At 61.3% G+C, this 13,996-nt stretch carries 8 protein-coding genes and 1 pseudogene; 5 read left to right on the top strand and 4 right to left on the bottom strand.

The features are described from left to right. Window positions 1–217: 217 nt before the first annotated feature. On the top strand, window positions 218–550 hold the full coding sequence (locus tag Q4G32_RS11355; protein WP_303351495.1) for a 2Fe-2S iron-sulfur cluster-binding protein: 333 nt from the start codon (window positions 218–220) through the stop codon (window positions 548–550). Between the two features lie 174 nt (window positions 551–724). Beyond that, window positions 725–3,616 carry an FAD-binding and (Fe-S)-binding domain-containing protein gene (locus tag Q4G32_RS11350; RefSeq protein ID WP_303351499.1) on the top strand — a complete coding sequence of 964 codons (2,892 nt, stop codon included), beginning with the start codon at window positions 725–727 and terminating at the stop codon, window positions 3,614–3,616. 205 nt (window positions 3,617–3,821) lie between these two features. Here the strand turns inward: Q4G32_RS11350 and Q4G32_RS11345 are convergent, their stop codons facing one another. Further along, a complete protein-coding gene (locus Q4G32_RS11345; protein WP_303351500.1) occupies window positions 3,822–4,142 on the bottom strand; it encodes a hypothetical protein in 321 nt (106 codons plus the stop codon). 94 nt (window positions 4,143–4,236) lie between these two features. Between Q4G32_RS11345 and Q4G32_RS11340 the strand changes: the two are divergent. Both Q4G32_RS11340 and Q4G32_RS11335 read left to right on the top strand, forming a co-directional pair. Next, window positions 4,237–4,626, top strand: a pseudogene (locus Q4G32_RS11340) (DUF4232 domain-containing protein); the annotation flags it as partial. 6 nt (window positions 4,627–4,632) lie between these two features. Then, on the top strand, window positions 4,633–9,615 hold the full coding sequence (locus tag Q4G32_RS11335; RefSeq protein WP_303351494.1) for an Lhr family helicase: 4,983 nt from the start codon (window positions 4,633–4,635) through the stop codon (window positions 9,613–9,615). Window positions 9,616–9,667: 52 nt separating this feature from the next. On the opposite strand, the gene idi is transcribed toward Q4G32_RS11335, so the two are convergent. From idi to Q4G32_RS11320, 3 genes are all read right to left on the bottom strand, one after another. After that, on the bottom strand, window positions 9,668–10,234 hold the full coding sequence (idi, locus tag Q4G32_RS11330; RefSeq protein WP_303351492.1) for an isopentenyl-diphosphate Delta-isomerase: 567 nt from the start codon (window positions 10,232–10,234) through the stop codon (window positions 9,668–9,670). 121 nt (window positions 10,235–10,355) lie between these two features. Continuing rightward, window positions 10,356–11,735: a hypothetical protein gene (locus Q4G32_RS11325; protein ID WP_303351490.1), complete on the bottom strand. Its 1,380-nt coding sequence runs from the start codon at window positions 11,733–11,735 to the stop codon at window positions 10,356–10,358. Further along, window positions 11,735–12,508: an ABC transporter ATP-binding protein gene (locus Q4G32_RS11320; protein ID WP_303351487.1), complete on the bottom strand. Its 774-nt coding sequence runs from the start codon at window positions 12,506–12,508 to the stop codon at window positions 11,735–11,737. Before Q4G32_RS11320 ends, Q4G32_RS11325 begins: the two co-directional genes overlap by 1 nt. Window positions 12,509–13,032: 524 nt before the next feature. Between Q4G32_RS11320 and Q4G32_RS11315 the strand changes: the two genes are divergently transcribed. Then, window positions 13,033–13,968: a pseudouridine synthase gene (locus Q4G32_RS11315; RefSeq protein ID WP_303351485.1), complete on the top strand. Its 936-nt coding sequence runs from the start codon at window positions 13,033–13,035 to the stop codon at window positions 13,966–13,968. The last annotated feature ends 28 nt before the right edge of the window (window positions 13,969–13,996 follow it).

Genomic DNA, 13,996 nt, shown 5'->3' with positions numbered 1-13,996 from the left:
GGGTGGCTTCCAGGCGGGTTCCCGGGGCACGTGCTCAAGCCGTGCGCAGTTTGATACCCCATCAGCGCTGATGGGGTATCAAACTGCGCACGGCTTGCGCTGGGCCATCTGAGGCAATCCCAAATTCGCCCTGTGCAGGTCCGGTTCTAGAATGAGGCAGACACTTCTAACGCACACAACGGTCGGCTCTTCTCCGACCGCCAGGAGGATTCCGCCCGTGAGCAGCATTACCGTGAACGTGATTGACCGCGATGGCACCCGCACGGACGGCGTGGAGTGGCAGGATCATGAGTCCCTGATGGAAGCTCTGACCCGCAACAAGTTCCCCATCTTGGCCACCTGCGGCGGCAATGCCTCCTGCTCCACGTGCCACTGCTACCTGGGCTCGGCAGCCGAAACCGCCAACTCGAACTCCCCCATCGGAGATGAGGAGGAGGACGTTCTGGACATGCTGGACGACACCCGCCATGACGACTCCCGCCTGACCTGCCAGGTGGAATGGTCCCAGGACCTCGACGGCGCAGAGGTCACCATCGCGCCCGAGTGGTGATCCACCACAACCCCGTCACTTCACTGCCGAACGTCCGATTTTGGGCGTTTGAAGCACGGTGAAACAGCCAAACTCGGACGCTCGGCAGTGTGGATTGCGTCCCCAGAACGGAGCATCACGGCCGTGACCATCACCAACCAGGCCAGCTCGGCCACCCCCGGCAATCAGGCTGATCTGGCCGCTTCAGCCCAGCGCTTGCTGCGCCAGGATTTGACCACCCGGGCGGCGTACATTTCCGATGCTTCCATTTACCGACGACTCCCCGCCGCCGTGGCCGAGCCCAGCACCGTGGCGGAGATCCGCGCCCTGTTGGCCTTGGCCCGCGAGCGCGGTTGGTCCGTGGTGGGCCGCGGCGGGGGCACCTCCGTGGCGGGCAACGCCATCGGCGATGGCCTGGTGATCGACACCTCCCGCTATTTCAACCGAATCCTGGCGATTGACCCTGACGCCCAGACCGCTGTGATCGAACCCGGCGTGATCTGCGATCAGCTCCGGGATGCCGCTGCTGCTCACGGCCTGACTTACGGCCCGGACCCCTCCACACACAGCCGCTGCACCATTGGCGGGATGGTGGCCAACAATGCGTGTGGTTCGCACTCCGTGGCATGGGGCACCTCCGCGCAAAACCTTGTGGCTGTCACGGTCATGCTGGCTGATGGCATGGAAGTTGAGCTGACCGCAGGTGGCACCAGTGAGCCTGCACTGACCGAACAACTCACGGCTGTTCGGGACCATCACCGCGCCATGTTCCGCACGGAGCTGGGGCAATTCCCGCGGCAGGTTTCCGGCTACGGGCTGCACTACCTGCTGGAAGAAAACGGCTTTGACACCGCCAAGGCTTTCGCGGGCACGGAGGGCACCTGCGGGATCATCACCCGCATGACCGTCAAGTTGGTCCGCAAGCCGGCGCACACCGCCCTGGCTGTGCTCAGCTTTGATGATTCTTTCGACGCCGCAACGGCCGCCCCCGCCCTGAGAGTCAAGGACGTTGCCACAATCGAGGGCATGGGCGGCGATCTTCTGGATGCACTGCGCATGCGCCCGGGGCAGGAAACCGCTGGTCAGGAACTACCCGAAGGCAACGGCTGGTTGTACTGCGAGGTGGGCGGGGACACCCTGGAGCAGGCTGCTCAGCGCGCGCAGGAGTTGCGGGGCATCGTGGATGCGGCGGGCAAGGTGAGCGTGCGCAACGCCGTCGTGGTCACTGATCCGCAGGAGACCCGGGCACTGTGGCGCATTCGGGAGGCCAGCGCCGGGATTGTGACCCGGCTTCCCGACGGCGGCGAGGCGTGGCCCGGTTGGGAGGATTCCGCCGTGCCTCCGCAGCACCTGGGTGAATACCTGCGCGATCTCTACGCCCTGCTGGCTGAGTTGGATCTGCGCGGGATTCCGTTCGGGCACTTTGGTGAGGGGTGTGTGCACATCCGCATCTCCTTTGATTTCAACACCGAAAGCGGTCTGGAGGTCTACCGGACATTCATCGACCGTGCTGCCAAGCTGGTACACCGCTACGGCGGTTCAGTCTCCGGTGAGCACGGGGACGGACGCGCGCGTTCGGCGCTGCTGTCCACCATCTACTCCCCGGAGGCGCTGCAATCCTTCCGTGAGTTCAAGCGTGCCTTTGACCCGGATGGGCTGTTCAACCCGGGTGTTCTGGTGGATCCGGAACCTATTGACCAGGGCATCCGGCCCGGACCCGGGGCACGCAAGTTTGACCTCACCCCGGTGCACGCTTTCAGCCACGACGGCGGGTCAGTTGCCGGAGCACTGAATCGTTGTGTGGGAGTGGGTGCCTGCCGGTCGGATGTGGGTGCCATGTGCCCGTCGTTCGTGGCCACCAAGGATGAGGTGCACTCCACCCGCGGGCGCATGCGTTCCCTGGCGGAGATGCTGCGCGGGGAGAACCTGGATGGCTGGAAGTCCAAGGAGACCTTGGAGGCGCTGGACCTCTGCCTGTCCTGCAAGGCCTGCGCCACCGAATGCCCCGTCAACGTGGACATGGCCACGTACAAGTCCGAGTTCCTGCACCACCACTACGGTGAGGGCCTGCGCAGTTTTGTGGGGCCCAACCGGCGCCCCATGGCGCACGCGGTCATGGGGTGGCTGCCCGTGTTGGCGCGGCTGATGAACGTGGTACCGGGAATCCCCGCGCTGACCAACGCGGCCATGCGCATCAAACCGCTGCAGAAAGCGGTCATGAAACTTGGTGGTGTGGAAACCCAGCGGGAGATGATCACCTTTGCCAACCGGCCGCTGGCCTCCTGGTTCAAGAACCGCGCCAAGGCATCCGGTGAGGACCTGCGCCCAGGAGAAGACCCCCAAGGCCGACCCTCCGTGGTGCTGTGGCCGGATTCCTGGACCAACTTCATGAGTGATGGTCCCGGCAAGGCCGCGGTGGAGGTTTTGGAGGCCATGGGTTACCGGGTGCTGATGCCCATGGGTGAGGTGTGCTGCGGCATGACCTGGCACTCCACGGGTCAGTTGGATGCGCTCAAACGAGAAGTAGCCAGAACCCTGGGGGTCATGGAACCCCTGTTGGATGCGGGCTACCCCGTGGTGGGGCTGGAACCTTCCTGCACCGTGATGCTGCAAGATGAAATCACCGAGTTGCTTCCCGGTGACCCGCGGGCCGTAACACTCTCCGAGCGCACCATGACCCTGGGGAAGTTTGTGGCCGATCACCTGGACGCCGGCGGGGAGTGGCCGTTTGAAAAGCTCCAAGTCAAAGGCCATTCTGCCCAGGCCGTGTGCCAGGTGCACTGCCACCAGAAATCCATGCTGGGCTATGACCCGGAGTTGAAAGTCCTGGAGCGATTGGGCGTGGACGTGGACCTGGTGGGTGGCGGGTGCTGCGGGCTGGCCGGGAACTTTGGTTTTGAGCCCGGGCACCTGGAGGTTTCCCAAACCCTGGGTGAGCGCGAACTGTTCCCCAAGATTCGCGCAGCGGCTGATGGCACCCTGGTGCTGGCCGACGGTTTCTCCTGCCGCACGCAGATATCCCAAGGTACGGATGCCGAAGGACTCACTTTGGCGGAAGTGCTGCGGGCAGCGCTGCCGCCCAGGTGATCTGCGCAGGGTGTTACTGGGGTAGGGGTGCTGCTGACGCAGAGGTGTTGCTGGGGCAGCCATCACGCGGGCCGGTGGTACGGGACCCCCGGGCCTGTGCTGTCTGTGGCCAGTCCTAAGATGAGATCGAGCGCACATTCCGTGCGTTCAGACTCGCACCGGCTCGTCCGGTCCTGTCCCCCACAGGAGCACCCATGTCACCGCGTCAGCCAAAGATGTTGCTACCACAGCCCGCACCGTCCGTGCCACGGGCATCGGCCCTGCCGCGCCGTTCATGGACCCTGTTCTGCGCCGTTGCCATCGGGGCAGCCCTCACTGTGACCAGCTGCGGTTCCACCGACGACGCCGCCCCCACCACCGCCCAGTCCCCCAGTCCAACCACCACGGTGACATCCGAGTCCCCGCAAGCGTCTCCCTCACCCACACAGTCACCAACGCCGGGAGACCATGCCGCAACCAGTCCTGCCGCAACTGACCAGCGCACCAACACCCCGGCGGCCACCGCGGACGCAGGTGATGGCAGCACATCAGATACTCCGTCCGCTCAACCCACCACCACGCCACCACCGGGGGCTCTTCCCGGAGGTGCAGTCGCCGCGGTCGAAAATTGCAACACCAATGCACTCAGTGGCTCCGTGACACCGCAGCAGGCGGCAACCGGTTCGGTGGTTCTGGACGTGACATTGACCAACAACGGGCATCAGGCTTGCAAGCTGGTGGGCTTCCCCGGTGTCTCTTTTGTGGATGCGGATGGCGCCATGATCGGTGTTCCCGCTGAACGGACCGGTGCCGGCGGGGCGGGGGTGACCGTCCTCCCAGGGGAATCCGCCTCTGCTTCCCTGAAACTGAGCAACGCGGCGGACTACGGCCAGGTGTGCAATGCCCACACTTCGGACGCTTTGATGATTTACCCGCCGGAGAACACCGCAGCCTTGACCATTCCGTATCAAGCCCAAGCCTGTGGCAACCCCAAGATCAGCCAACTGGAGATCAAGGGATTCGGGGTCTGATCTTTCATGTCCACCGGTACAGCTGTGAGCGCGCTGGAGCGTTTCTCTGAACCCACGCAACGGTGGTTCAGGGGCGCTTTCACAGAGCCCACCGCTGCCCAGGAAGGTGCCTGGAATGCCATTGCGGATGGGCAGCACACCCTGGTGGTGGCCCCCACGGGGTCCGGCAAAACACTGTCCGCGTTCCTGTGGAGCATTGACCGCCTCATGGCGGCAGAGAGTCCCAACAGCCCGGCCAGTTCAGCCAGCCCAGCCAATCCAAGCAGCCCAAGCACTCCAGACAGTGCACACAGCCCAGCCAGCCCGGTCAATCCAGTTACTGCGCGTGGCACCGGCAGCGCTGGGCAGGGCACCAAAGTGCTCTACATTTCTCCGCTCAAAGCGTTGGGCGTAGATGTGGAACGCAACCTGCGTTCACCTCTGATCGGTATCACCCAAACCGCACGCAGCATGGGGTTGGAGCCTCCGGAGGTCTCCACCGGTGTACGTTCCGGTGACACCCCGCAAGCCATCCGCCGAGCCTTGGTGGCTTCCCCACCGGACATTCTGATCACCACACCGGAATCGCTGTACCTGATGCTCACTTCCAAGGCGCGTTCTGCCTTGGAGCAGGTGGAAACCGTGGTGATTGACGAAATCCACGCGGTGGCCGGCACCAAACGTGGCGCCCACCTTGCCCTTTCCTTGGAACGCCTGGACGACCTCTTGGACAGCCCCGTCCAGCGCATCGGACTGTCCGCCACGGTGGAGCCCGTTGAAACCGTCACGCGGTTTTTGGGTGGACTGGAGCCCGTGGCCGTGGTCCGCCCGGAGTCACAGAAGCAGTGGGACCTCACCGTCACCGTTCCGGTGCCGGACATGACGGTCTTGGGGGGTCCGAGTGCGTCGTCGTCGTTGGCGGGGACGCCGTTCGGGGACGCTGCTGTGGAGGATGAGTCAGCCAATGTGGCCTCCATTTGGCCGCATGTGGAGGAACGTGTGGTGGACCTGGTGGAGGCGCACCGGTCCACCATTGTGTTTGCCAATTCGCGCGGGTTGGCGGAGAAGCTGACCGCGCGTCTGAATGAAATCCACGCTTTCCGCGTGGCCCACACGGAAGACTCGCCTGCTGCTGAGCCTTCCCGCCAGCACGGCCGGTACGACGGCGCCGCACCGGTGCTCGCCCGTGCTCACCACGGTTCGGTGTCCAAGGATCAGCGCACTTTGATTGAAGAAGACCTCAAGAGTGGGCAGTTGCGGTGTGTGGTGGCCACCAGCTCCTTGGAACTGGGCATTGACATGGGGTTGGTGGATCTGGTGGTACAGATCGAATCCCCGCCATCGGCCGCGTCTGGGTTGCAAAGAGTGGGGCGGGCGGGCCACCAGGTGGGTGAGGTTTCCATCGGCAAGCTGTTCCCCAAACACCGTGGGGACTTGCTGGATGCCACCGTGACGGTGGAACAGATGTTGGCCGGGCGGGTGGAGTCTCTGCACATCCCTGCCAATCCTCTGGACGTGCTGGCTCAACAAACGGTGGCGGCTTGTGCCCTGGGTCCCGTGAATGTTGAGGACTGGTGGGACACGGTCCGGCGCTCAGCACCCTTCCTGGGATTGCCGCGCAGCGCCTTTGAGGCCGTGTTGGACCTGGTCTCAGGGCGGTACCCATCGGATGAGTTTGCCCAACTGAAACCGCGGGTGGTGTGGGACCGGGAGGAGGCCACGCTGACCGCTCGCCCCGGCGCCCAGCGGTTGGCTGTCACCTCCGGTGGCACCATCCCGGATCGCGGGCTGTTCCCGGTCCACCTGGTTGGGTCTGCGGAGGACAAGGCACCCAAGCGCGTGGGTGAGCTGGATGAAGAAATGGTGTATGAATCCCGCACCGGGGACGTCATTGCGCTGGGCGCGTCCTCCTGGCGGATTGAGGAAATCACCCATGACCGAGTGACGGTGACCCCGGCCCCCGGTCAGGCGGGGAAACTCCCGTTCTGGCACGGTGACGGGCTGGGGCGTCCGGTGGAGTTGGGCCGGGCACAGGGTGCGTTCCTGCGTGAAGTTGCCGGGGCTGACCAATCCGCTGTGACTGCCCGCCTCAACGCCGCCGGTCTGGATGATTGGGCACGTGAGAACCTACAGGCCTACGTGGCGGAGATGAAGGAGAACGTGGGGCACGTTCCTTCTGACCGCACATTGCTGATCGAACGATTCCCGGATGAGCTCGGCGACTGGCGAGTCATTCTGCACTCACCGTACGGCTTGCAGGTCCACGCACCGTGGGCGTTGGCCATTGGGGCGCGGATTGAAGAACGCTGGGGTTTGGACAGCGCTGCGCAGGCCTCCGACGACGGCATTGTGCTGCGCATCCCCCTCACGGATGAAGACCCTCCGGGGGCTGAGATTTTCCTGTTCGATCCGGAAGAACTGGAACAGATTGTGACCGAACAGGTGGGCTCCTCGGCCCTGTTCGCCTCCAGGTTCCGGGAATGCGCAGCCCGCGCCCTACTGCTTCCGCGCCGTGATCCCGGTCGGCGAACGCCCCTGTGGCAGCAGCGTCAACGCTCCGCTCAGCTGCTGGACGTGGCCCGGCGTTACCCGCAGTTCCCCATTGTGTTGGAAACCATCCGGGAGTGCCTGCAGGACGTCTACGATCTCCCCGCGCTGCAGCAGATTCACCGGGAGATCTCCCAGCGCACCATCCGCGTGGTGGAAACCAGCACGGAGACGCCCTCTGCCTTTGCCAAGACCATGCTGTTCGGGTACCTGGGTCAGTTCATCTATGAAGGTGACTCCCCTCTGGCGGAGCGCAAGGCTGCCATTCTGTCCCTGGACACGGATCTGCTGGCTGAGTTGTTGGGCCGTGCACAGTTGCGGGAGTTGCTGGATGCCCAGGTCATTGCCCGGACCGAGGCCGAGCTGCAATACCTTGTCCCTCACCGTCGCCTGCGTGGGCGGGAGGGTCTGGCTGATCTGCTGCGACTCCTGGGCCCCCTGACGGTGGGTGAAGCCGCCCTCCGGCTACGGGATCCGGATGGTGACCGCACCGAACCCACCGCATCCGGATATCCCTCAAGCTCCGGCACAGGCGTTGATCCCGCAGCAGTCGATCTCGCGGCTGAACCAGAGCCAGACGGGCCCAATGCACGGGCCGCACGTGCCGACGTCGTATCCGAGTGGGCCCACGAGCTGGCCCGCGAGAACAGGATTTTTGAACTGCGACTGGGTGGGCAGATCAAGCTGGCCGCGGTGGAGGATGCAGCCCGGTTGCGGGACGCGATGGGGGCACCCATTCCCCACGGTGTGCCCGTGGCGTTTCTGGAACCGGTGGCTGATCCCATGGGCGATCTGGTGGGCCGTTACGCGCGCACTCACGGCCCGTTCACGGTGGAGGAAGCCGCCCGGGCGTTGGGGATGGGTGCTGCCGTGGTGCAAGCCACCGTGGAACACCTCTCCACGCAGCGGCGAGTGGTGGAGGGCGAATTCCGGCCCGCGGAGGCCCGCCTGGATCAGCCCCACCAGATCACGAACCATCCTTCGCTTTCCGGTACCCGAACCTCTGCGGCGAGCACCACCGAATGGTGCGACAAGGACGTGCTGCACCGCATTCGACGTCGTTCCCTGGCGGCGCTGCGGGAGCAGGTTGAGCCCGTGCCTGCGGAGGTTTACGCCAGGTTCCTGCCGCCGTGGCAAAGTGCAAGCCCCGGCTCCAAGCTGCGCGGGGCGGATGGTCTGTTGACCGTGGTGGATCAGCTGGGCGGCGTGGCGCTACCCGCCTCCGCACTGGAACCGCTGATTCTCCGGGCTCGAATCAGTGACTACTCACCCGATCTCCTGGATGAGCAGTTGGCCGCCGGGGAGATCCTGTGGTCAGGGGCCGGTTCCCTCAGTGGCGACGACGGCTGGCTGGCCCTTCATCTTGCCGAATCCCAAGAGCTAACCCTGCCACCCCGCGCCGAGCTGAAGGCAACGGCCGCTGCCGTGACCGACACCCTGCAGGCGGGAATCCTGGAAATCTTGGCTGACGGTGCCGCACGGTTCAGCCACCAGTTGGTGACTGCGCTCACCGAACGGAGTCATACGGTGACCATGCCGCAGCTGAACACCGCGCTGTGGGATTTGGTGTGGGCCGGTGTGATCACCAATGACACCTTCGCCCCCGTGCGCTCCCTGGTGGCTGGCGGCGGCGGTGCCCACAAACAGAAATCCAGGACTGCGGTGTCCCGATCCGCAGGACGCCGCGGGGCCGCCCGCCTGCGCTCGTTGCACAATGGTGCCAGAGCCAGTGGACCGCGTTCGGCCGCTGATGTTCAAAGTTCAGGCCGATGGTCGCTGCTGAACCCGGAACCCCTGGAAGCCACGGTCCGCGCCAGCGCAAGCGCCGAGCTCTTGTTGGACCGCTACGGGGTGCTGACCCGCGGGGCCGTGGAGGCCGAGGATCGTCCGGGTGGGTTCTCCGGGATTTACCGTGTGCTCACCGCCTTGGAGGACGCCGGACAAACGCGCCGCGGATACTTCATTGAGGGTTTGGGCGGCGCACAGTTCGCCCAGGCTTCCACGGTGGATCGTTTACGTAGCTTTGCCGATGACGAACAAGCTCGCATCACGCCCAAGGACCCCGTGGTTCTGGCGTTGGCTGCCACGGACCCCGCCAATCCCTGGGGTGCCACCTTGGCCTGGCCGCAAGTCTTCACTTCCGACGACGCCTCAACCCGCCACCGTCCCGGTCGCAAAGCCGGCGCGGTGGTGGTCTCAGTGGATGGGATGCCGGTGCTGTATTTGGAGCGGGGCGGACGGACCGTGTTGGTGTTCCAGGACGATCCGGGGCTCATCCGACTGTGTGCGCCCGCCGTGGTGGATCTGGTCCACGCGGGTGCTGCGGAGAAACTGACCGTGGAGAAAATCAACGGACGAGATGTCCTGGGGCCCGGTGCTGTTGAAACCGCGGTGCGTGAGGCCCTGGTGCACGCCGGATTCTCCACCACACCCAAAGGACTCCGGTTGCGGCGGACCATTTGAGGAGTCCGGACTGTTTGTGGCCCCCAGCCGGTGGTGGAGCTCTACCAGCTGGTCAATTCTGACCGGAATCCACACCAAGTGCTTGCTGCAGCGGCAGCTCGGTGATTTCCTCCACCAGCCACGGGCTGAACACCCGCGGTAGCCCACGGGAGGCAATCAGGAGGTCGGCTGGATTCACCCAGGTGATTTCCGCAATCTCATGCGGGTGGGGGCGCGGTTCGGAGGCTGCACGCGCCACCCACACCGGGCAGAACTCATGTTCAACCACTCCGGAGGCGTCCACCGCACGGTAGGAGAAATCCGGCAGGATTTCCTGCAGGCCGGCGATCTCCATGCCGAGTTCTTGGGCGGCCCTGCGCGTGATGGCATCCGGGAAGTCTTCACCCGGTCCGGGGTGGCCGCAGAAGGAGTTGGTCCACACCCCCGGCCAGGTCTTTTTGGTCAAGGCTCGGCGGGTGAGCAGCACCTGGCCCTCCCGGTTGACCACCCAGCAGGAGAAGGCCAGATGTAGTGGAGTGTCCGTGGTGTGGACAGTGGCTTTGGGGGCGGTTCCGATGGGCTGATGCTGCGCATCCAGCAGCACCACCTGCTCGGTCGCTGATTTGGCTGGTGTAGTCACAATTCCCCCCACCCTATCTAAACACGTTCAAACCCTCACCCTGACCTTCCAGACTAGTGGGCGGCGAGCTGGCGGCGCACTCGTAAACCGAAAACTCCGAATCCCCCCGCCAACAACCGCACTACTCGGAACCTTTGAAAAAATCTGCCAGCATGGGTTCACGGCCCAGCAGAACAGGAAGAACATTGATTCCCGCCACGAGGAACCAGACCAAACTAGCAACTGTGACCAGCGGCACCACTGCCACCTTAAGATCCACTTGCATTGCTGGGTCAAATCCCATTTTGGCTACAAGTCCAACAAGAATCGCTAATATTGTGGCGATAGCCGTCGCAGTCACCACCACGACAACCGACTCTGCAAGGCCAGTACGTATCACCAAACCACGCGAACCGCCCATAACCCGCACCAAGATAATGCGACTCTTTCTAGCGGCTCCACCCATAAACACAATCATCGACGCACCGACAGCTGACACAAGCAGGGCAGGCCCGAGAAGGACAGCCAGTCCACCAACGTTCACAGCACTCGACGAAACACCACCCATACCACCACCAACGGTTAAGAAAATCGTCATCAACCCCGCAGGGAGACCAATTGTTACCGCAATAGGCAATATCGTTGCGGCACTCCTTCCATCCCGCCTCATCAGTCCACTGCGAGCTAAATGCCAAGAAAATGAGCATCTTGCAGGTATCAGCCTGGCCCATGCCAAGCATACAGTCGGAATTAAAATCGCAGAAACCGAACTCAGTAAACATAATGTCGCCAGCATAAATAATACACTTAGGCCCAAAACGGTAGAGATGTCATTTTCAATAATCTCACCGCCAAATCCTACTTGAATGCCCTTCACTCCAATAAATAGACCCGTGCAAACTAGCCCGCCAACTATTAAAATAGCTATCCTAGTAAGGGAAAATAATGCTACACGGTCAACCTGAGCTCCTTGCATTACTTGCACAATCGGCGTCCGCCCAACACGCAAAATCACCCGCCCTGCACCAATGACCATCAAAAATACAATCGCAATTGGCACCAAGGTCAACGTTGATACATCAACTGCAATCGGCACAGGATGATCAATTGACGTAAAATTAATTGTCCACTCAAAAACCTGTTGAGCAAAAGGGAGCGCGGTCAAAACACCGAGCAAAGCTCCAAATGTTCCGGCGCATACGACCTGGACAATGACTACTGCCGCTGCCTGAAAACTTGTCACCCCCACAAGCTGTAACCTTGCTATATCCAGGCGAGTCGCAGCGATTGCAAACCCCGACCCACCACCTGCAGCAATAACCGCGGCAACCACAACAAACGCCACCTGACCGTACAGTAAAGAAAAAACAGCACGCCCATCTTCGGCACTCAATGTTCGCGCTGTATTTAATTGAATTACGCTTAATGCAATCAAGGCAGTTGAAACAAACGCCAATACTGTTATGCCCAGCCACACACGCCACGTTCGCAAGAATTGACGAATACCAATTTTTACAATCATCACTTAGATCCTGCCGACGGAAGCCCTTGCATTACCTGCAATATGGTGTTGCTATCTGGGTGACTAAGCTCTGAATAAATCAGACCGTCTTGCATCACTATCACTCTGTCCGCAACGCTCGCAAGCTGCAAATCATGTGTGACCATGATTACAGACCGTCCCTCATTATCCACAAATTCCCTCAAGAGATGCAGAACATTATTTCCAGATTTCGAATCTAATGCCCCCGTAGGTTCATCAGCAAATATGATGTCCGCTTGACTAGCTAGTACACGTGCAATTGCGACCCTCTGTTGCTGCCCCCCGGATAATGTCTCCGGGTAGGCACGGGAAAGATCTGTCATTCCCAGCGCTGAGATAGCAGCTTTAGCTCGGGCACGTGCCCCTAACCGCCGATTCAACCATCCAGGGACCGTCACATTATCAACAACATTTAAAGAAGGTATCAAATTATACGATTGAAATATAAATCCAATTCTATCACGTCGCATAATCGTCTTTTGTCGCTTACTCATCGCAGATAGGTCCTGATCAAATATTTTGACATGACCATCAGATAATTCCTCAAGGCCGGATAGACAGTAAAGTAAAGTTGATTTTCCTGAGCCAGAAGGTCCTACTATCGCCACAAATTCACTATTACGCAATTCGAAATCTATGCCATTAAGCACTGTATTTTGAGTTCTGCCATTTCCATAGGGAAACGCCTTCCTGATTCCAGTCGCACGAACAATAATGTTCGAAAGATGTACCTTTGAATTTTCTATAGACATAATTCTCGCCCCTCGGTGCGCAAGTTAACTGCACCTGCCTGTAATAGATCTTGATGTGATTAAATTTTCGATTCAAACACCTATCGAATGCAATTCGACTGGCATACTCCAACAGTAATCTCTAATCCTGTCCGCGCCGCTAATATCTCGCCCAGAAAATATCCTTTCGTTAATTTATTATTAAAAGGTTTCTTGATGACGCTGCGTGACATCTATGACTCCTTGAGTGATTACACCATCGAGCCTAGTCAGAGAGTTAAATTTGACCAGTAAATCTCTCTTGTTGCCAACTTGTTGCCACAGTGAATTATTGATGAATGACGCACACTTTAGGACCGAGAAATATACCTTTTGAGGTGAGTCTTCTCTGCGTTGCAATCATGGTTTCAGGTGCCCCTGCAGCCCGTGAGGGAGGCCGAAGCAGGTGGCGCTGTGACGGCAGTAAGAGCTAACTTAACCTGGGAATCTTCCAGCCATGTGACGAACCGTGTCAAGATTTTCTTGTGCCGCGCCGTCGTCGTTCTATGTCCCCGCTTCCGCCCCGTGAGGGCGTGGACGCGGTGCGCGTGCTCTTGCCTGAGTCCGCGGAAACGGTGGAGCAGCATCTCCTGACCCGTTTGCCGCAATCCGCTGCTGAGTTGGTGCGGATTTTTGCGGCGTGCGGCATGGTGGACAGTGCGGGCGCCACGGTTCAGCCCACGGATTCCTGCGCCGGCCAGACCGTCTGGTACCACCGGCCGTTCGCGCCCGAGCCTGCAGTTCCCACGGATGTACCGGTGCTCTACCAGGACCAACACCTGCTGGTGGTGGACAAACCCCACGGGCTGCCCACCACCCCGCGTGGTGCATTCGTGCGTAACACCGCGCTGAGCCTGTTACGCCACACGCGCCAGGAGCCAGACCTGGCACCGGCGCATCGCCTGGATCGCTTGACCGCCGGTGTCCTGCTGCTCACCCGCGATCCTCAGATTCGCGGCCGGATGCAGCGCCAGTTCCAAAACCGCATCACTGACAAGGTGTATGAGGCCGTGGTGAGCCTGCCGTCCCGCACCACCTTGGAAGCACTACCTGGAAGCCGGGAATCTCGGATTCAGAAGCTGCGCGGGAGTCTTCAGGCCGTGGAAGTTGACGGCCCGGTCAACGCGGTGACTCGGATAGAGCCGTTGATCGCTGATCCGTGGTCGGACAACCACGGCGCCTGGGCCGCCCTCCGCCTGCACCCCACCACCGGACAGACTCACCAGCTGCGTGTTCATCTGAACGCTCTGGGCACGCCCATCCGCTGGGACCCTCTCTATCCAGAGGTCTTGGACCCTGAAGTCACAGACGCTGCGCGCCCCCTGCAATTGCTGGCTCGTAGCCTGAGCATCAGGCACCCCGTCACCGGAGAACCGATGACGTTCACCAGCTCACGCACGCTGGTTACGCTGGAACAAACCCCGCCACCCACTGGCGCTTGACCCCACGTCAGTCAGTTCAAGGAGCCCC

The organism is Kocuria sp. (assembly GCF_030538595.1).
Lineage (GTDB): Bacteria > Actinomycetota > Actinomycetes > Actinomycetales > Micrococcaceae > Kocuria.
Note: the sequence above shows the minus strand (reverse complement) of the source record. Positions and strands in the feature narration are given on the sequence as shown.